Here is a 19141-nt window from a genome sequence, read left to right on the forward strand (position 1 = left end):
CGGCGGCCTCCCACCCGCCAGCCGCGTCACCAACCTGTCGGGACAGAACATCTAGCCAGGACGCGACTTGGTCGAGCGTGGCGGCGAAGGCCAGAGCGATGCGCGCTCGCTGGCTCGCGTGGGGATCCACCTTGCCCTGCTCCCAGCGCGCCCAGGTGGAGGACGACACGCCCACCCGTTCGGCGGCCTGCTCCTGGGAGAGGCCGAATCGCTTACGGGCGGTGATCAAGCCCGGCCGAGGCTGCGGGACCCGTCGCACCATTACCCCCTTGCCGACAGTGATCAATGTCTCACTCATTGTGTGATGGGTGCTTCGGTGGCGTCCGGCCTCTCCGCGAAATGCCCAGCAAATGCCTAGTGGGCGGTCGCCGTATCGAATGATGAGACGGCAGACGCTCTCCACGTCGATCCCTCAGGTCGTCACTCTGCGTGAATCGTCGGCTGCGAGAGAGGAGATCGGATGGCCGTGGACGCGGAGCCGGACGAGGTGCGGCACCTGGAGGGGCTTCGTCTGGCGCTTCGGGAGGTGGCGCCGGAGTTCTACGTCCGGCTGCACCGGCCGTGGCGCGGGCGGGCGTTCCTGCACGTCAACAACCCAGTGGCGGCGGGGCGGTTCGCCGAGGACATCACCGTGCAGCCCGGCGACAAGCCGGGTGAGACATGGTTCATGTGGTCGTGGGGTGAGCGGATCACCCTCACCAGCACCCCCGAGCTCGCCGCACGGGCGGTGGTGCGCGTGCTGGCCGTCGGGGACTCGAGCGGACGGTGAGATGCGGTGGAGAACCGCGCGCCCGACGCCATGACCATCCTGTGGCGACTGCGTCGGGCGTATCCGCACTGGGCGTTCCTCTACGACGCGCGCACCTCCACTTGGACCGCCTTGCGGGGGCGGGACGTGACGATCGTGCGGCGTGACCCCACGTCGCTGTGGTTCGCAGTGGACACGGCGCAAAGCCAGTACCACACGCACCGCCTCACCGGTCCCAGCCACAGCGCTTGAGGGCACGGAGGCTGGGCCGGTCCGGTCGGGTGATGCGTCGTCGAGGCGGTCCGTGGCCCCGTCCGGCAGGAAGGTGGGGTGGGTGGGCGCGGCGCGGAGGGCGTGCCGCGCGCGGTGCTTCGCATCCTTGGCGAGCGTGGTGGGTGTGGCGGCCGGCCCGTCTGGGTTGCGGAGAGAAGGGGCGGTATTGGGGGAATTGGGAGGCGTGTTCCGAGACGGGGCGTTAGAGTAGGGCGCTGGAACCGAAGGGAGGTGTGGTCCATGGCCGTCGCGGCGGTTGTCGCTGCGCGCGACTCCGAGGCCGACCACATTTCCCGGGTCGCCGGCTGACGCTCTTCCGCGCGCCGGGCGGCCCCCTGACACATGGGGTTCCATTCCATTGTTCGAGTCTTCTGACGTCCTTGCCGTCTACGGTTGGGACGAGTACTTCGATGACGCCTTCGCGGCGTACCGTGCCGAAGGGCTGGCGCCGGCCCGTATCGTCCGCGTCGACCGCGGGCGTTGTGATCTCGTCACCGAGCACGGGCCCGTGCGCGCCGACACCTCGCGGGTGAACGGGCCGTGCACGGGTGACTGGGCCGTGCTGCGGCCCGGTGACCGGCCGGTGGTCACGCATCTGCTGCCGCGTCGTACGGCGATCGTGCGGTCGTCGGCGTCCGGCCGCTCGCAGGGGCAGGTGCTCGCCGCCAACGTCGACACGGTCGCGGTGACCGTGTCGCTGGCCGTCCCGGTGGATCTTGGGCGGCTGGAGCGGATGCTCGCGCTGGCCTGGGAGAGCGGCGCCCGTCCCGTCGTCGTGCTCACCAAGGCCGACCAGGTCGGTGACACGGCCGAGATCGAGGCGGAGGTCGCGGCGGCCGCGCCCGGGGTGGACGTGGTGGCCGTCAGCGCCGCCACCGGGTTCGGCGTGGACGCGTTCGCCGCGCTGCTCACCGGGACGGTGGTGCTGATCGGGCCGTCCGGTGCGGGCAAGTCCACGCTCGGCAACGCCCTGCTGGGCGAGGAGCGGCTCGCCACCGGTGCCGTGCGCGCCTCGGACGGCAAGGGGCGGCACACCACCGTGCACCGCGAGCTGCTGCCGCTGCCGGGAGGCGGCGTGCTCATCGACACGCCGGGGCTGCGCGGCGTCGGCCTGTGGGACGCGGCGGACGGGCTGGAGCAGACGTTCGCCGACATCGAGGAACTGGCCGCCGACTGCCGGTTCGCCGACTGCGGGCACCACGCCGAGCCGGGGTGCGCCGTGCTGGCGGCGGTCGAGGACGGTGTGCTGACGCGCCGCCGCCTCGACAGCTACCGCAAGCTGCTGCGCGAGAACGAGTGGATCGCCTCGCGCAGCGACGCGCGTCTGCGCGCCGAACGCGAGAACCGGTACAGGGCGATCAGCAGGTCGCTGCGGCAGAAGTACAAGCACGAGGGGAGGAAGCGGTGAGCGCCTGGACGACGCGGCCCGAGACCTCCCAGGACGTCGCCGACGTGCGGCGGGTGCTGCAGGCGGCGTTCCCCACCGCCGAGGAGGCCGATCTGGTCGACGCCCTGCGGCGGGACGCGGCGTGGCTGCCCGGTCTGGCGTGGGTGGCCGAAGAGCCCGGCGGCCGGGTCGTCGGGTACGCACTGCTGACGCGGTGCCACGTGGGTGAGGTGCCCGCGCTGGCGTTGGCGCCGGTCGCCGTGCTGCCCGCGTTCCAGCGCCGGGGCGTGGGCGAGGCGGTCACGGCCGCCGCGTTGCGCGCCGCCGAGCGGGCGGGCGAACGGCTGGTGATCGTGCTGGGGCATCCGGAGTACTACCCGAGGTTCGGGTTCACGCGGGCGTCCCGGTTCGGCATCGGGGTGTCGTTCGAGGTGCCGGACGAGGCGCTGATGGCGCTGGTCCTGAACGAGGGGGCCGAGGTGCCGCGGGGCGTCGTCCGGTATCCGGCGCCGTTCGGGGTGTGAGTTCGAGACGGCCCGGCCGAACGGCGGCCGGGCCGTCGCCCTGCCCGTGCTACGGGGCGGGTAGGGGCATGGCGGCCAGTTCGGCGCGGGCCCGGCTTTGCGGCAGCCGGTCCAGGGCTTGGCGGGCTCGGATCCAGTACTGGTCGGCCATGTGGCGGGCGCGGGCCAGTGCGCCGGTGTCGTGCAGGATCTGGTGCACCTGCTGCAGGGACGGGGCGCGCCGGGTGAGTGCGCGGCGCAGCGTGCGGCGCTGCTGGCCGTTGCCGCGCTGGTAGGCCAGCAGGAGCGGGAGGGTGGGGCGCCGGTTGCGCAGGTCGCTGACGGCGGGCCTGCCGTTCTTGGACGCGGCGTCGCCGGTGCGGTGGGCGAGCATGTCGTCGCGGATCTGGAAGGCCATGCCGTACCGTTCGCCGAAGGCGGCCAGGGCGGCGGCCTGCTCGGGGTCGGCGCCGCCGAGCACCGCCCCGGACTCGCATGCGGCGCGGGTGAACACGGCGGTCTTGCCGTGCGCCATGGCCAGGTACGTCTCGACCGGGCAGTCGAGCCGACCGGCCAGCGCGAGCTCGTCGTAGGCGCCGCGGCGGGCGGCGGCTCCGGCCTCGGCGGCGATCCGCATCGTCTCCAGCACGGCCTGCGGCGGCACGCCGCGGTCGGCGACGCGGACGAGCGCCCCGAGGAACTCGATGAGCAGCGCGTTGCCCGCGATGACGGCCGGTTCGGCGCCGAGGGCGAGGGGGACGGCGGGCCTGGAGCGGCGGATACCGTCGCCGTCGTGCACGAGGCCGGCGGTGTGCGCGGCCTCGCTGCCGACGGCCACGGGCAGCACGTGGTCCAGGCGGCCGCCGACCGCCAGGGCCGACCAGACCGTCAGCAGCGGACGCACCGGCTTTCCGGGCGGGATCCGCGCGTAGCGCTGGACGCGGCCGAGGCCGTCGACGGTGGCGGGCCGGCGTTCGGCGAAGGCATCCCGCAGCGCCGCGTCGACCTCCTCCGGACTCCACTCGTGAGGCTCCCGGACCGCCGACCCGGCCGATCGCACGACATGGTGGTTCACGATGGTCTCCAAGGGAAAAGGGCAGCCAGCGGGCATCGGGCTGCTGGGGGCACGAGGCTGGCGATACCCGTCCGGTGCGCTGGTCAGCCCTTCCGTTCACTGGCCGTGTCACTGTCGCCCAATCGACGCCGATACCGCCGTCGGGATACATGGCGGGTGCCGGGGCGGCCCCTAGGCTGCGTTACGCAATCGAGTCACCACGGTTCGCGGCACTCTGGAGAGCGCATGACGCAGCGGCCTGCCGAGCGGCTGCGGCAGGAGACCGGGCCGCCCCCGGCCGATCTGCTGATCCGCACCGGTGGCCGCCCCGCCGGACCGCGCGTGAGCGGCCCGGCGGGGACGGGGCGTTCAGCGGCCGCGCCGCTGGTAGGCGCGGATCGTCAGCGGCACGAACACCGCCAGCAGCACCGCCGACCACACCAGCACCGCCGCGACCGGGTGGGCCAGCGGCAGCGGCAGGTCGTCCCCGGTGGGCGCGCCGGGGTTGCCGAACAGGTCGCGGGAGGCCGCGGTCATCGCGCTGACGGGGTTCCATTCGGCCACCACGCGCAGCCAGGCGGGCATCCCGTCGGTGGGGACGAACGAGTTGGACAGCATCGACACCGGCAGCGACAGCGGCACGAAGTTGTCGGCGGTCCGCTCGTCGCCCACCAGCAGGCCCAGGTAGCAGCCCACCCAGCTCAGCGCGAACCGGATCAGCAGCAGCAGGGCGAACGCCTCGGCGGTGGCGACCGGCCCGTTGTGCGGGCGCCAGCCGACCAGCAGCCCGGCACCCACCATGATCAGCAGCGCGAGCAGCCCGCTGACCAGCGTGTCCGCGCCGACCTGCCCGAGCGGCACCGCGGAACGCGCCATCGGCATCGAGCGGAACCGGTCCATGACACCGTGGGAGGCGTCGGTGGCGACCTGCAGCATCAGGGCCAGCACCGCACTGAAGGTGATCATGGAGAACAGGCCGGGCATCAGGTACTCGCGGTAGTCGCCGCCGGGCACCTGGATGGCGCTGCCGAACACGTAGCCGAACAGCAGCACCATGATCCCCGGGAAGATCAGTGCGGTGAGAAGCTGGCCGGGTTCCTGGCGCAGCTTGCTCAGCTCCCGGCCGACCAGCACGGAGGCGTCGGCGGCGGTCCAGCGCAGCCGCCCGGCCAGGGACGCGGGCGGGGCGGGCATGGGCGCAGCGGTCATCACACCGCCTCCTTCACGGGTGCGGTCTCGTCGGCGTGGTCGGGCTGCTCGGTGGCGGGGCGGCCGGTGAGGCTGAGGAACACCTCGTCCAACGTCGGGCGGCGCAGGCTGACATCGGCGGCGGCGACCCCGGCGCGGTCGAGTTCGCGCACCACGTCGGCCAGGCGCACGGTGTCGCCGGGCAGGGCGACGCCGAGGCGCGCGTGTTCGGCGTCGACGGCCGGTTCGGCTCCGGTGAGCCCGGCCAGCACCGACGCGCCGTGCTCCAGCTGCGCCCGGTCCTGCAGGACGACGTCGAGCCGGTCGCCGAGCCGGGCCTTGAGGGCGTCGGGCGTGCCGGTGGCGATGACGCGGCCGTGGTCGACGACGGCGATGTCGTCGGCGAGCTGGTCGGCCTCGTCCAGGTACTGCGTGGTCAGCAGGACGGTGGTGCCGTCGGCGACCAGCCGCCGGATGGCGTCCCAGATCTCGCCGCGGCTGCGCGGGTCCAGGCCGGTGGTCGGCTCGTCCAGGAACAGCACCGCCGGGCGCAGGATCAGGCAGGTGATCAGGTCCAGTCGGCGGCGCATGCCGCCGGAGTATCCGCCGACCTGCCGGTCGGCGGCCTCGGCCAGGCCGAACCGCTCCAGCAGTTCGTCGGCCCGCCGGTGCGCCTCGCGGCGCGGCAGGTGGTACAGGCGGGCGAACATGCGCAGGTTGCCGCGGCCGGTCATCTTCTCGTCGACGGCGGCGTACTGCCCGGCCAGCCCGATGCGCGCCCGCACCCGGTCGGCCTCGCGCACGACGTCGTGCCCGGCGATGCGGGCCCGGCCCGCGTCCGGGGCCGCCAGCGTCGCCAGGATTCTGATCAGCGTCGTCTTGCCCGCCCCGTTGGGGCCGAGCACCCCGCACACCGTGCCCGCCGGGACGGTCAGGTCCAGGCCGCGCAACGCCTGTGTCGTGCCGAAGCGTTTGTGCAGCCCTTCGGCCACGACGATCGGCTCTTCCATCACCCCTCCAACTGGGTACGCCGTACGCATGAATGTCTTGAGGGTAGGCAACCGGGTACGGCGTACGCAACTGGGTGGGCGGGCACCGTCCGCAGGGAGCCGGCCTGCACGCCCGGTATCGGCGTCGCCACCGTCGGCGGGCGCGCGTAGTCTGTCGGACTCACCGAACTCGACAGCGATCGCGTCCCGGGGGCGGGGCCGCAAGTGAAGGCAGGGGCGGCATGGACGACGGCCTGGCGGCACTGGACGCGACGGCGGTGGCGGACATGGTGACCCGGCGCGAGGTGTCCGCGGTCGAGATGGCGGCCGCCGCGTTGGCGCGGGTGCGCGAGATCGATCCGCGGTTGCGGGCGTTCCGTGACGTGTGGCCCGACCAGGCGCTGGCCGCCGCGCGGGCGGTGGACCGGGCGGTGGCGCGCGGGGAGCGGCCGCGGCTGGCGGGCGTGCCGATCGCGGTCAAGGCCTGGCAGCGGATCCAGGCGCCGCAGACCGAACGGCTGCGCCGCGAGGGCTGCGTCGTGGTGGGACTGACGTCGGTGCCCCGGCCGAGCACCGACTGGCAGACCTGGGGGCACACCGACCGCGGCCCCACCCTCAACCCCTGGCGGCCCGACCGCACCCCCGGCGGCTCGTCGGCCGGGTCCGCCGCGGCGGTGGCCGCGGGCATCGTGCCGCTGGCCACCGGAAGCGACGGAGCCGGCTCCCTGCGCATCCCCGCCGCCTGGTGCGGAGTCCTCGCGCTCAAACCCACCAACGCGCGCCTGCCCACCCGCGACCCCTCGGGGCTGGCGGCACTGGGCGCTGCCGTCCGCACCGCCCGCGACGCCGCCCTCCATCTGTCGGTGCTGCTGGACGAGCCGTTCACCATCGACGACCTTCCGGCCGGGCTGCGCGCCGCCTGGTCGACGCCCCTGGGGTTCGCCGCCGTCGATCCCGAGCAGGCCGCCGTCGCCCGCGCCGCCGCCGACCGGCTGAACGACGCGGGCGCGATCACCTGGCGGCCCGCCCCCGTCCGGCTGCTGGACCCCGAACCCGCGTGGCGGGAGATGCGGGAACGGCCCTCCCCCTCGGCCGCCGCGCGGCTGCGTTCGGCCAACGACGCCCGCCTGCGCGAGGTGTTCGACCAGGCCGACGTGCTGCTGACCCCGACGACGCCGATCCCCGCGCACGGGCACGCCGGGCCCGGCACGGCCATGAGCGTCAGCCTCACCTGGGGATTCAACGTCACCGGCCACCCCGCGATCAGCATCCCCGCCGGCCTCGCCCGCGACGGCACCCCCGTGGGCCTGCAGGCCGTCGCGCCGCACGGCCGCGAGGCGACCCTGCTGCGCCTGGCCGCCGCCGTGGAGCGGCACGCGCCCTGGCCCGTCCTGGCCCCCGGACCGCCGCCCGCACCGGCCCGGGCCCGCTCCTAGCCGACGCCCGAGCCGGAGGGGGCGCGGTCGGCGATGCGCAGCGCCTCCACCAGCTCCCGGTACAGCGCGTCGGCGGCCAGCAGCTCCTCGTGGCTGCCCCGGGCGCGGACGCGGCCGTCCTCCAGCACCACGATGGTGTCGGCGTCGATCACGGTCGACAGCCGGTGCGCGATCGTCACCACGGCCCCCGAGTCCGCGCGTGCCCGGACGCAGTCGTGGACGGCGGCCTCGGTGAGCCCGTCGAGCTGCGCGGTCGCCTCGTCCAGCAGCAGCACGTCCGGCGTGCGCAGCAGCGCCCGGGCCAGCGCGATGCGCTGGCGCTCCCCGCCCGAGACGGTCGTGCCCGACAGCGGCGTGTCCAGGCCGCCCGGCAGGCTCTCGACCTTGCCGTCGAGCCGGACCGCCGCCAGCACCTGCCCGATCTCCTCCTCGGACGCCTCGGGATGGGAGAACAGCAGGTTGTCGCGGATGGTGCCCGGCACGATCGGGGTGTCCTGCTCCACGTAGGCCAGCCGGGACCGGATCTCGTCATGGGTGAGGTCGCGGTACGGACGGCCGTCCAGCAGCATCTCGCCGCCCTGCGGCTCCAGGAACCGCAGGATGAGGGAGAACAGCGTCGTCTTGCCCGCGCCCGACGGACCGACGATCGCGACGTGCCCGCGGCGCGGGATCACCAGATCGATCCCGCGCACGGCCGGGGCGGCGTCCGGTCCGTAGGCGGCGGTGACGTTGCGCAGCTCCAGCACGGGCCGCTCGGCTCCGTCGTCACGGGCGGTGCGGTCGCGGACGGCCGCGGGCCGCGGCGCGGGGTCGGGCTCGACCTCCAGCTCGTCGACCTGGCGGATGCGTTCGGCGGCGACGAGCCCCTCCTGCAGATCGGAGGCGTTCTGGCTCAACTCCATGATCGGGTCCAGCAGCCCGAACGCGTACAGCAGGAACGCGACCAGACTCGACAGCGGCAGCTGCCCCTCGGCCGCGCGCCACGCCCCCAGGGGCAGGATCACGATGATCGCGATCTGCACGCCCGACCAGGAGATCGTCCAGGCCAGCGCCTGCCGGCGGATCGCCCGCATCCCGAACGCGGCCGACGAACGGGCGTCGGCCACGATCCGCTCCGCGGTGCGGTGCTCGGCGCGGCTCACCTTCACGGTGCGGATGGCGCGCAGCATGCCCTCCAGCACACCGCCGAGCCGTCCGAGGTCGTCCTGGGCGCGCTCCTGCGCGTTGGCGATGCCCGGCATCAGCGCCCCGTACACGGCGCCGACCAGCACGACCGCCGTCACGGTGGCGGCCAGCAGCACCGGGTCGAGCACCGCCATCAGCACCAGCGTGCCGACCAGCATCACCGTCCCGTTGATCAGCCCGACCACCGCGTCGGCGGCGGCCTCGCGCAGCAGCACGGTGTCGGAGGTGACCCGGGTGACCAGCTCGCCCGGAGCGCGGCGGGTGACGGCGGGCACGGTGGCGCGCAGCAGGCGCCGCACCATGGACTCGCGGGCCTCCAGCACCACGCGTTCGCCCAGCGTGCCCATCAGGACCCACTGCCAGTACCCCACCAGGCAGCTGATCGCGAACAGGCCCAGCAGGGTCAGGACGGGACCGGTCAGCGACGCCGACTCGTCCAGCGCGTCGAGCACCCACTTGGTGACCATCGGCGTGGCCAGCCCGAGCGCCGAGCTCAGCAGCGCCAGCAGCAGTCCCAGCGCGAGCGTGCCGGTGTGCGGGCGGGCGAACGACCACAGGATGCGCATGCGCGTCCTGAACGCCCGGTGCTCCTCGTCCTGCTGATCGCTCGCAAGGGTCACGGCGGCGATTGCAGCACAGCTGTTCGATCATGGGCAAAGGGATTTCGCCCTGGGGCCGCGCCACCGTTCGCGCATGGATGACCGGCGTATGTAGCGGCCTGCGCGCAGGCGCGAACCCGGTGAACGGTTGGAGCAGGGGGCGGTGCCCGGCTCGGCGCCGCCCCCGTCGCGCCCCGGTCCGCGCGGCGCGAGCGGCGCCCTACCGGCGCGGGTTGACGGCGACGCCCTTGAAGTAGGTGTAGTGGAACGTGCCGTTGGGGTCGGCGGTGCGGCGCAGGTCGGCGATGCCGCGGTCCCATTCGGGCGCCGTGATCAGACCGGCGGCCAGCGCGTCGTCCCGCACCGACTCGACCATCGCGATGAAGGTGTTGCGGGTGAAGCCCTCCACCAGCGCGGGACGGGTCCGGTCGGCGTACACGGTACGCGGGCCGACCGCGACCTGCATGTACCCGGCCTCGAACAGCAGCGGCTGCAACCGCCGCCCCACCAGGGCGTCCCCGCCCGCGGCGGCCTGCAGGCGGACCAGGCACTCGATCGTCGCCTGCGCGTAGCGGCTGTCCGGATGGAAGATCGCCGAACCGTGGTCCCCCTCGATCACCGTGATCGTGCCGCCCGGGGCCAGGACGCGGCGCAACCCGGCCAGCGCCCGGGCCGGGTCCCGCAGGTGCTCCAGGACGAAGCACACGAAGACATGGTCGAACGCCGCGTCGGGGAACGGCAGGTCGAACAGGTCGGCGCGGTGCCACTCGACGTGGGCGCCGGGCCGTTCGGCGGCGACGCGGGCGCGCGCCCGCCGCAGCGAGTCCTCCGACACGTCGACCGCCACGAAGTGCGCGCCCGGGCTGTTGGCCACCAGGTGCACCGTCTGCGCGCCGACGCCGCACCCCACCTCGAGCACCCGGCTGCCGTCCGGGTAGGCGGTGCCGGAGTGCAGCAGCGCCGCCAGCGTCTCGGCCTGGTCGCCGAGCCTGCGCGTCTCGTGTTCGGAATATCCGTGGACGTAGCTTCTGCCCGGGAGGATGTCGGTGTTCATGTCTGTCACCCTGCTGGCAATATGGCCCAATGCACAGGTCCAATAGCGACCATAATGACCGGTCCATAACGTGCGGTGCGGACTTCCTGCAACTGGACGTGCGGGACGCGCCGCCGGGCGGGCTGTCGGACTGGCTGGCCCGGCGGCTGCGGCACGCCATCGCCGACGGACGGCTGCCGATCGGCAGCAGGCTCCCCGCCACCCGCGTGCTCGCCGCGCAGCTGGGCGTGTCGCGCGGCGTGGTCACCGAGGCCTACCGGCGGCTCGGCGAGGACGGCCACGTCGCCGGACGCGGCCGCGCGGGCACGATCGTCGTCGCGGCCCCGGTGTCGACGTCCCAGCCGGCCGCACCGCGGCCGTCCGCCGCCCCGCGCAGGACCGCCGTGTTCGGCCCCGAACCCCGCGCCGACGTCTTCGACGCCCTGCGCAGCTCACCCGCCCGCATCGACCTGTCCCCCGGCCTGCCCGACCTGGCCGCGTTCCCCCGGTCGGCGTGGCTGCGCGCCGAACGCGCCGTCATCGGCGAACTCCCGGCGGCCGGCCTCGGCTACGGCGACCCGCGCGGAACACCCGCGCTGCGCCGCGCCGTCGCCGCCTGGCTGGCCCCCAACCGCGGCATCAAGGTCGATCCGGACGAGGTCATCATCGTCGCGGGCACCGCCCAGGCGATGGGGCTCGTCGCCCAGGTGCTGCGCAACGACGGCATCACCACCATGGCCGTCGAGGACCCCGGGTCGCTGGGGGCGCGCATGCACCTGCACCACTGGGGCATGGACACGCCGCCCGTACCCGTCGACTCCGAGGGCCTGCGGGTGGACGAGCTGGGCGACGCGCCGTCCGTCCTGCTCACCCCGGCCCACCAGTTCCCGATGGGCATGGTGCTCGGCGGGGAGCGGCGACGCGCGCTCATGCGGTGGGCCGCCGGCGGAGGGCTGATCGTCGAGGACGACTACGACGCCGAGCACCGCTACGACCACCCGCCCGTCGCCGCCGTGCGCGCCATGCTGCCCGAGCGCGTCTTCTACGCCGGAACCGTGTCCAAGCTGCTGGCGCCGGCGCTGCGCATCGGCTGGCTGCTCGCACCGCCCCGATACCGCGACGCCATCGTGGACGCCAAACGCTTCACCGACCTGGGCAACGCCGCGCTGCCGCAGCTGGTGCTGGCGCGGCTCATGCAGTCCGGCGACATGGAACGCCACCTGCGCTACCTGCGCCGGCGCCACCGCAAGCGCCGCGACGCCATGATCCGGGCGATCGCCGCGCACCTGCCGGACGCCTCCGTGCACGGCGCCGCCGCGGGCCTGCATCTGACGATGACCTTCGACGGCGCGTTGTCCGACGTGGCCCTGGCCGCGGCGGCGCTGGCCCGCGGCGTGAAGACCCAGCCGCTGTCCTGGCACGCCCAGCGGCCGCACCGGCCCGGGCTCGTCCTCGGCCACGCCGCCAGCACCCCGACCGACATCGCCGAGGGCATCGCCGTCATCGGCGAGGAACTGCGCCGGCTATGACACCCCGGCCGGGAACACCAGCCGGTCGACCGCGCTGCGCCGCCGCCGCTCGGGCCTGCGGTCGTAGCGGGCCGTCGTCGCCGGCGACGCGTGCCCGACCAGCTGCTGCACGGTCGCCAGATCGACGCCCTGGTCCAGCAGGTCGCCGATGAACGTGCGGCGGAAGTCGTGCGGCGTCATCGGCGGCAGCCCCGCCTCCCGCCGCCGCTTGACGACCGCGTTGCGCACGGCCGCGTCCGTCATCGCCCGATGCTGGATCGCCCCCGACTTGTGCACGGGCGTGAACATCGGCCCCTTCGGGCGCTCGCTGAGCGCCAGCCACGCGCCGAGCAGCACCGCCGCGCCCTCGTGCACGTACTCCATCCGCTCCTTGTCGCCCTTGCCGACGATGCGCAGCGACCGCTCGCCCGGGTCGTAGTGCTCGCGGCGCATCGCCGCCACCTCGGCGCGCCGCGCACCCGTGGTGTAGAGGACGGCCAGCAGCGCCGCGTCCCGCCGCCCCGCCGGAGACGGATCGTCGGCGCACACCTTCAGCAGCGCGGCGAACTCGGTGGCGTGCACGCTGCGCCCGGCGGGCAGCCGCGACCCCCGGAAGTTCTTGACGGCCTTGGCCCGCTGGTAGTCGTCGGTGGACATCTCCCCCAGCCGCCACGCCGTGTGCAGCACGCCGCGCAACGCCGACAGGTGCTGGTTGCGGTAGGCGGGCGACCACGGACGCTCCTCGCCGTCCGGCCCGGGCGTGGTCTGCGCGGCGATCAGCGACCGCAGCGCCGCGGTGTGCTCGGCCCGCAGCATCGCCCACGGGAACGTCTCGGCGGGCGAGGGGCCGGGATCGCGTCCCGAAGCGGTGTGGAACAGCGCCGCCAGCCTGTGCAGGCACGCGCTCATCGCCCGCCGCGACCGCGGACTCTCCAACGACGCCACGTACACCAGGAACGGATTGCGTCCCGCGTCCACCACGGCGGGCTCCCGGGCCCCCGCAACGGTGATCGCCAGCTCCTCCACGGACGCCCACCCTAACGCCGTGCCCTTCCCGGCGCCGCGCATCACCTGCCGGGCCCGGGACAGTGGCCTACAGCACACCGGAATCGCACCACAAGATCACAATTTTCCCTCAAAGGGAGTACCGTCTCTGCCAGACATTCGAGCCCCGCGATGCCCAAAACGGAGTGTGCAGTGGCTGAAGAGTGGATTCCGCCCGACATCCCGAGCGACGTGCCGACCTCGGCGCGGGCGTACGGGTGGCTGCTCGGCGGCAAGGACAACTACGAAGTCGACCGGCAGTTCATCAAGGCTCAACTGGAGCAATTCCCGGCCGGCCTCGACATCACCCGGCAGAACCGGCTCTTCCTCTACCGCGCCGTCCGCTACCTGACCCTCGAGGCCGGAATCCGGCAGTTCATCGACATGGGCTGCGGGCTGCCCACCGACAACAACGTGCACCAGGTCGCGCAGAGCATCGCCCCCGAGGCCCGCGTCGTGTACGTGGACATCGACCCGATCGTGCTGGTGCACGGCCGCGCCCTGCTGGCCGACAACGACCTCACCACCGTGATCACCGCCGACATGCGCGACCAGGAGGAGATCCTCCAGCACCCGGACGTGCAGCGGCTCATCGACTTCGACGAGCCCGTCGGGGTGCTGTTCCTGTCGGTCGGCCACCACCTGCCGGACGAGTTCGACCCGCGGCGCATCCTCACCACGATCATCGACCGGGCCGTCCCCGGCAGCCACCTCACGTTCTCGCAGGTGGTGTGCGAGGACCCGGCGGAGGGGGCGCTGATGACCGAACGCGTCACCGCCGCGGGCATCCCCTGGCAGACCCGCACCCCCGAGGAGGTGGACCGGTTGCTGTCCGACCTGGACCCGGTGGAGCCGGGACTGGTGAACCTGGCGCAGTGGCGTCCCATGGACGTGCAGCCTCCCCTGCCCCCGGTGCCCGCCGAGATCGCCCACTACGAAGGCGCGTCCAAGCTCAACCCGAAGGTGTACGAATACGGAGGCGTCCTGCGCAAGCGGACCTGAGCAGGTGCCCTCCGGGGCGACGGCGCTCGCGATCACGGCGAGGGACCGCGATCGAACGAAGCGAACCCGACCGCCGTCCCGTCGGAACTCGACCGTATTCAAGTCGCCGGGTCAACGGCCGTAAGTTTTGCAGTATCCCCCATCTCTCCGATTTTTCAACGGGAAACTCTGCGTGGTCGCGCTCAGCGGTGAGTGACATTGCGGATGCGCGGTGTCCGCACGCTTTTCGAGTGGGGCGGTCTTCTGAGCTTCGGTGACGACGTACGGTATTCGGGCATGCACCTGGAATACGCGGGAAGCATCCTCGTCCATGCCGCGCACCGAGTACCGCGAATGCGGTGCGGTGGTGCTGCCCGCGGCGTGGTCGGTGCTCAGTGAACGGCCGAAAGAGCCGACGTTCGACGGAGGCGGCTGCCGTGCGGCGCGGCGGCCTGCGGTCCCGCAGGCGTGCCGTCACGGCCGCGCCTGGCGGGGATGCTGATCGCCTCCGGGTATCCCCGGGCCCTGCGACCCGGCGATATGCGCCGGCCGGACCGCCTGGGACGCCCGTCGGCGGCCCTGAGCGGCTCGCGCAGCCGATGCCGCCGGGGGTCAGCCCGGGGTGCGGCGCATCAGCAGAAGCGCGACGTCGTCTTCGGCCCGCTCACGGCCGATGAGCGCCGAGATGACCTCGGCGCAGACCGCTTCGGGCGGACCCGCGTACACCGCGTCGCGCAGGCGGGAGAGGTCGTGGGAGATCTCACTGTTGCGGCGCTCCACCAGCCCGTCGGTGTAGAAGCACAGCAGGGCGCCCGGAGGCAGCGTCACGGCGGTGCTCTGGTGGGGCATGTCGTCCCCCAGACCGATCAGGACGTCGGTCTTCAGGTCGACGAACCTGACATCGCCTTCCGGCAGGGCGAGGACCGGGGGCCAGTGGCCCGCCGACGACACCCGGACCCGCCCCTTCCCGACGTCGCACATCGCATACAGCACCGTCGCCGTCGCCTCCGGCTCGAAGTGCTGAAACTTGCGGTCGAGCTTGCGCAGCACCTCCGCCGGATCGTCGGCCTCCAGCGCATAGGCCCGCAGGGCGCTGCGCATCCGCCCCATCACGACCGCGGCCGGGAGCCCGTGGCCCGCCACATCGCCCATGACGATGCCGATCTCGCCGGAGGGAAGGGGGAAGACGTCGTACCAGTCGCCCCCGACGCTCGCCTTGCCGGGGCGGTAGCGGGCGGCGAACTCGACGCCGGGGACGGTCGGCAGCGCGGTCGGCACCAGGCTGCGCTGCAGTTCCAGCACTCCGGCGCGTTCGGCCCTGCTGAGCAGGGAATGCATCGCCATCGCGATCCGCGCGGCCGCGACCTGCAAAAACTCGGTCTCGTCCGGGGTGAACCGGCGTTCGGTGAGCGACCCGACGTGCAGGACGCCCACCAGCGTGCCACCGGCGATGAGGGGAACACCGAGCAGGGCGCGCAGGCCCCGCCGGACCAGCAGCGGGTCGTACACGCCGGCATTGGCGATGTCGTCGGTGTAGACCGGTCTGCGCTCGGCGGTGACACGCCCGGCGAAGCCTTCGCCGACCGGGACGCGGACGTCCTGGCCGACCTCCTCCTCGAGCCCCTTCGCCGCGGCCGCCACCAGGAAGCGCGCCTGACGCTCCATCAGCAGCACGACGGCGGTGTCGACCTCCAGGATCTGGCGGACGCGCTCCAGCAGGGTGTCCAGGAAGTCGTCGAGGCCCAAATGGGCCAACACCTCATCGGTGATCGCCTGGATGCTCTCAAGCTTGGGGGCGGTGTCCCGCAGGGCGCTTGCCGAGTTCTCCACTTGACCACTGTATGTGACCTCTGTGCGGGTTCCTCCTTATCCTCGCAGGTCGGGGGCCGGTCGCACGGCGCGGCGGCCCGTGTCGGCGACCCGCCAGGCCGCAGAGCGGCCGTACCCGCCCGGCGGGTCGCCGGGGCGTCAGATCTCCGGGACGGGTGTGATCAGCGTGCCCTGCTCCAGGAAGGTGCGGAGGTTGCGGAAGGCCAGGTCGCTCATGGCCCGCCGCGTCTCGTGGGTGGCGCTGCCGATGTGCGGGAGCAGAACGACCGAGTCCAGGGTCAGCAGCTCGGCGGGCACGTCCGGCTCGTGGGCGAACACGTCGAGTGCGGCGCCCGCGATGCGTCCGCCGGTCAGGGCGGCGACCAGGGCGGGTTCGTCCACCACGCTGCCGCGCGAGATGTTCACCAGGTAGCCGTCCGGCCCCAGCGCCTCCAGCACCGCCGCCGAGACCAGACCCCGGGTGCCCGCCCCGCCGGAGGTCGCCACGATCAACGCGTCGCACCAGGCCGCGAGCTTTTCCGGGCTGTCCATGCGCTCGTAGGGGACGCCGTCGACCCGCGACCGCGAGTGGTAGGCGATCTCGACGCCGAAGCCCTCCAGGCGGCGGGCGACGGCCCGGCCGATGCGGCCCAGGCCGAGGATGCCGATCTTCTTGCCGCTGACCTTGGTCGCCAGCGGGAACGGGCCGCGGGCCCAGTCGCCGCGCCGCACGAACCGGTCGGCGGCGGAGAGGCGGCGCATCACGTCGATCAGCCCGCCCACGGCCGTGTCGGCCACGCAGTCGTTGAGCACGTCGGGCGTGTTGGCGACGGCGATCCCGCGTTCCTTGGCGGCCTCGACGTCGATCGCGTCGTACCCCACCCCGAAGTTCACGATCACCCGCAGCGACGGCAGGCGTTCCATCAGCGCGCGGTCCACCCCGATGCGGGAGTTGGCGACCGCGGCCGTGAACCCGGCGCCGTGCTCGTCGAGATGACCGTCCGGCACGTCGTTCAGCTGCACGACGTCGTAATGCTCGCGCATGTCGCGTTCCAACGACGGCGGCAGCGGGCCGATCTGCAGTACACGGTTCAAGGTCACGCCTCTCCCGGCCTCGTCACGGTTGATCTGCACCACCCACACCTATCAGCCCGGACGACCACCAATCGCCAGGACCAGGGCGCCGGAGCGGTCGAGGCCACGGCACAACCCGGGCCCGGCACGGCCGAGACGCCCCTGGCGGCGACCACGACGCAGGCTGTGACGGAGCAGTCACACCTTCGGGTAGGGCACGAGTGACGCAGTTCCTTGCCCGGCGGCGTGGGGGTTGCGCGTCCGGAAGCGCCCCATGGTCTCCATATTGCCGTTGACCTGTGCGTTTACCGACCTTCGCCCCTTGTGGCCGCCCATCACCCGCACCACGATGGAGTTTCAAACGGCCTGTCAGGAGGACACCATGCGAGCGAACGCAGGAGACCGGCTGGTAGTCCACGGACACCACGTGGGCGACCCCGACCGCGAGGCAGAGATCCTGGAAGTGCACGGGCGGGACGGAGGGCCTCCCTATGTCGTCCGATGGGACGACGGCCACGAGAGCACCTTCTTCCCCTCTTCCGACGCCACCATCCAGCACTTCCCACCCGAATCGGCCAAGGAGCGGTAGGCGGCACACCAAGGACGCTCGCCCCGGTGGCGGTGAGCGCCTGCCGACGCACGATCACCGCAGTAGACGCCTCGTCCTGGGGGATGAGGACGGAACCGGCCCGATGAGGTGAGGGGATGGCTCATGAACACACCCGTTGTCGCAGGGCTGGACGGTTCAACGGCGTCACCGCGGTGCGTCGCGTGGGCGGCCACCGAGGCGCGCCTTCGGGGCCGTCCGCTGGAGTTGGTGCACGCCTCGATGCTGCTGTACCGGGACGGATCATTGAGCGAGGCCGCCTACGAGGGGCTGGAGGAGGAGCGGACGCGCCTGCTCATCGAGGCCAAGGCGTACGCGCTGGGGCTGCACCCCGGGCTGGAGGTTCGCACACGGCTGCTGGCTCAGGAGCCGGGCAAGGCCCTGGTGTTCGAAAGCGAGCGCGCGGAACTGATCGTCGTCGGGACGAGCAGGCTCGAGGCCTTCGGCGGTCCCATCCTCGGGGCGGTGGCCCTGCGCCTCATGACGGGTGCCCGCTGCCCGGTGCTGGCGGTCACCGACAGTGCGCCCGATGCCGACTCGGCGCCCGCCGAGATCGTCGTGGGGGTCGCCGAACGGGGGCGCGAGTCCCGCGCGATCGGCTGGGCCTTCGAGGAGGCCGCCCTGCGGGGTGCGCATCTGAACGCCGTGCACGCGCTCGGCGGCGAGTTCACGGGCCGGGCGAAGGCGGAGGAGGACGTGCTGCTGGCCGAGGCGCTGGCGGGATGGCGGTCGAAGTATCCGGACGTGGAGGTCTCCCGGACCATCTCCGAGCAGCACCCGGCGCGGGCGCTGGTGGCCGAGTCCGACGAGGCCGCCCTGGTCGTCGTCGGTGCGACGCACCGCCCCGGTATCACCGAGCACGCCCTGGGCAGCGTCGGCCACGCGCTGCTGCACCAGGCGCTGTCCGCCGTGGTGATCGTCCCGGAGACCTGACGACCAACGATCGGCTCAGCGGGGAGGGAACATGCTGATCAGGAACGTGTACCGGCCGGAGATCTTCGGATGCCAGGCGGCGGAGCGGCTGGCGGATGCGGCGCGGCGGATGCAGGAGCAGCGGGTCGGCGCCCTGGCCGTCCTCGACGGTGAGCGGATCGTCGGGATCATCACCGAGCGTGACCTGGTGCGGGCCCTGGCGACGTCGGCCGACCCGGCATCGGAGCGGGTCGCGGCGTATGCCTCGACGCAGATGAAGACCGCCGCCTTGGAGGAGGACTCGAGCGAGGTCGCACGCCGGATGCTGGAGACGGGCATCAGGCACCTGCCGGTGGACGATCACGGGCGCCTCGTCGGCATGGTGTCGATGCGCGATCTGCTCACCTTGGAGACCTGGGCGGTCTGAAGCCTCCGGGTCGCCCGCGCTCGGCGCCGGCGCCGCGCCGGTCACGCCGCACCGCAGCAGCTCGTCCACCAGCGCCGTGGCCGGGTGTCGTGTTCGTCATCACCAGGATCGGCAACGGCTCCACTGCCGGTGCTCTTCCGCGCACGGGATCATCCTCCCGGGGGCATGGCGCCGATCGTCGCCGCCGTGTGCTTCAGCCTCGTATGACACCGATGCGGCCGAACGCCGTGCGGCCCGTGGTCGATGGTGACGTGCAGCGGGTGCAGTGTCACCGGCGTTTGAAGGTTGCTCCGCTTCGAGTCACGAAATACGCGCTCAGGTTTACACCGAAGGTTCAACGATACGGTTGAACGTGCCGTTCGGTTCCTATGCAGAGGGATGACC

General features: G+C 73.0%; 19 protein-coding genes. 10 read left to right on the top strand and 9 right to left on the bottom strand.

Annotated features, from left to right (window positions below; genetic code table 11):
* A partial coding sequence (locus ABD879_RS08895) for a helix-turn-helix transcriptional regulator (RefSeq protein ID WP_345019312.1) occupies positions 1-298 on the bottom strand: 298 nt, incomplete at its 3' end.
* A gap of 162 nt (positions 299-460) precedes the next feature.
* On the opposite strand from ABD879_RS08895, the gene ABD879_RS08900 reads away from it, so the two are divergent.
* The 4 genes from ABD879_RS08900 to ABD879_RS08915 all read left to right on the top strand — a co-directional run bounded on the left by ABD879_RS08900 (position 461) and on the right by ABD879_RS08915 (position 2932).
* Positions 461-769, top strand: a complete 309-nt coding sequence (locus ABD879_RS08900; RefSeq protein WP_345019315.1) for a hypothetical protein — start codon at positions 461-463, stop codon at positions 767-769.
* A 6-nt stretch (positions 770-775) separates the two neighbouring features.
* Entirely contained in the window at positions 776-1000 is a 225-nt protein-coding gene (locus ABD879_RS08905) for a hypothetical protein (protein WP_345019318.1), read from the top strand.
* 379 nt (positions 1001-1379) lie between these two features.
* A complete protein-coding gene (gene rsgA / locus ABD879_RS08910) occupies positions 1380-2429 on the top strand; it encodes a ribosome small subunit-dependent GTPase A (protein ID WP_345019321.1) in 1050 nt (349 codons plus the stop codon).
* The gene (locus ABD879_RS08915) at positions 2426-2932 is read left to right on the top strand and encodes a GNAT family N-acetyltransferase (protein ID WP_345019323.1); all 507 of its coding nucleotides are present in this window, start codon (positions 2426-2428) and stop codon (positions 2930-2932) included. The genes rsgA and ABD879_RS08915 overlap by 4 nt, the downstream gene beginning before the upstream one ends.
* A 49-nt stretch (positions 2933-2981) precedes the next feature.
* Here ABD879_RS08915 and ABD879_RS08920 read toward each other — a convergent pair whose 3' ends face one another.
* The 3 genes from ABD879_RS08920 to ABD879_RS08930 form a co-directional block, all read right to left on the bottom strand.
* On the bottom strand, positions 2982-3998 hold the full coding sequence (locus tag ABD879_RS08920; protein ID WP_345019325.1) for a polyprenyl synthetase family protein: 1017 nt from the start codon (positions 3996-3998) through the stop codon (positions 2982-2984).
* Between the two features lie 336 nt (positions 3999-4334).
* The gene (locus ABD879_RS08925; protein ID WP_345019327.1) at positions 4335-5174 is read right to left on the bottom strand and encodes an ABC transporter permease; all 840 of its coding nucleotides are present in this window, start codon (positions 5172-5174) and stop codon (positions 4335-4337) included.
* The gene (locus tag ABD879_RS08930) at positions 5174-6163 is read right to left on the bottom strand and encodes an ATP-binding cassette domain-containing protein (protein ID WP_345019330.1); all 990 of its coding nucleotides are present in this window, start codon (positions 6161-6163) and stop codon (positions 5174-5176) included. The genes ABD879_RS08925 and ABD879_RS08930 overlap by 1 nt, the downstream gene beginning before the upstream one ends.
* 221 nt (positions 6164-6384) lie before the next feature.
* Between ABD879_RS08930 and ABD879_RS08935 the strand changes: the two genes are divergently transcribed.
* Positions 6385-7578 carry an amidase gene (locus ABD879_RS08935; protein ID WP_345019333.1) on the top strand — a complete coding sequence of 398 codons (1194 nt, stop codon included), beginning with the start codon at positions 6385-6387 and terminating at the stop codon, positions 7576-7578.
* Here the strand turns inward: ABD879_RS08935 and ABD879_RS08940 are convergent.
* Both ABD879_RS08940 and ABD879_RS08945 read right to left on the bottom strand, forming a co-directional pair.
* Positions 7575-9329: an ABC transporter ATP-binding protein gene (locus ABD879_RS08940; RefSeq protein WP_345019446.1), complete on the bottom strand. Its 1755-nt coding sequence runs from the start codon at positions 9327-9329 to the stop codon at positions 7575-7577. The genes ABD879_RS08935 and ABD879_RS08940 overlap by 4 nt on opposite strands.
* A gap of 253 nt (positions 9330-9582) precedes the next feature.
* Entirely contained in the window at positions 9583-10416 is an 834-nt protein-coding gene (locus ABD879_RS08945) for an L-histidine N(alpha)-methyltransferase (RefSeq protein ID WP_345019337.1), read from the bottom strand.
* Positions 10417-10445: 29 nt separating this feature from the next.
* Here ABD879_RS08945 and pdxR point away from each other — a divergent pair, with 29 nt between their 5' ends.
* The gene (gene pdxR / locus ABD879_RS08950) at positions 10446-11924 is read left to right on the top strand and encodes a MocR-like pyridoxine biosynthesis transcription factor PdxR (RefSeq protein WP_345019340.1); all 1479 of its coding nucleotides are present in this window, start codon (positions 10446-10448) and stop codon (positions 11922-11924) included.
* Here the strand turns inward: pdxR and ABD879_RS08955 are convergent.
* Entirely contained in the window at positions 11919-12929 is a 1011-nt protein-coding gene (locus ABD879_RS08955; protein WP_345019342.1) for a tyrosine-type recombinase/integrase, read from the bottom strand. The genes pdxR and ABD879_RS08955 overlap by 6 nt on opposite strands.
* Positions 12930-13100: 171 nt before the next feature.
* On the opposite strand from ABD879_RS08955, the gene ABD879_RS08960 reads away from it, so the two are divergent.
* The gene (locus ABD879_RS08960) at positions 13101-13949 is read left to right on the top strand and encodes an SAM-dependent methyltransferase (protein ID WP_345019344.1); all 849 of its coding nucleotides are present in this window, start codon (positions 13101-13103) and stop codon (positions 13947-13949) included.
* Between the two features lie 591 nt (positions 13950-14540).
* Here the strand turns inward: ABD879_RS08960 and ABD879_RS08965 are convergent.
* Together ABD879_RS08965 and ABD879_RS08970 are read right to left on the bottom strand one after the other, a co-directional pair.
* A complete protein-coding gene (locus ABD879_RS08965) occupies positions 14541-15758 on the bottom strand; it encodes a PP2C family protein-serine/threonine phosphatase (protein ID WP_345019346.1) in 1218 nt (405 codons plus the stop codon).
* A 138-nt stretch (positions 15759-15896) separates the two neighbouring features.
* Positions 15897-16838 carry a 2-hydroxyacid dehydrogenase gene (locus ABD879_RS08970; protein ID WP_345019348.1) on the bottom strand — a complete coding sequence of 314 codons (942 nt, stop codon included), beginning with the start codon at positions 16836-16838 and terminating at the stop codon, positions 15897-15899.
* Positions 16839-17193: 355 nt separating this feature from the next.
* Between ABD879_RS08970 and ABD879_RS08975 the strand changes: the two genes are divergently transcribed.
* The 3 genes from ABD879_RS08975 (at position 17194) to ABD879_RS08985 (ending at position 18757) form a co-directional block, all read left to right on the top strand.
* Positions 17194-17400, top strand: coding sequence for a DUF1918 domain-containing protein (locus ABD879_RS08975; RefSeq protein ID WP_345019350.1), 207 nt, complete (start codon positions 17194-17196; stop codon positions 17398-17400).
* Positions 17401-17523: 123 nt separating this feature from the next.
* On the top strand, positions 17524-18351 hold the full coding sequence (locus ABD879_RS08980) for a universal stress protein (RefSeq protein ID WP_345019353.1): 828 nt from the start codon (positions 17524-17526) through the stop codon (positions 18349-18351).
* 31 nt (positions 18352-18382) lie between these two features.
* Entirely contained in the window at positions 18383-18757 is a 375-nt protein-coding gene (locus ABD879_RS08985; protein WP_345019356.1) for a CBS domain-containing protein, read from the top strand.
* The last annotated feature ends 384 nt before the right edge of the window (positions 18758-19141 follow it).

This window comes from Actinomadura keratinilytica, assembly GCF_039539665.1.
Lineage (GTDB): Bacteria > Actinomycetota > Actinomycetes > Streptosporangiales > Streptosporangiaceae > Spirillospora > Spirillospora keratinilytica.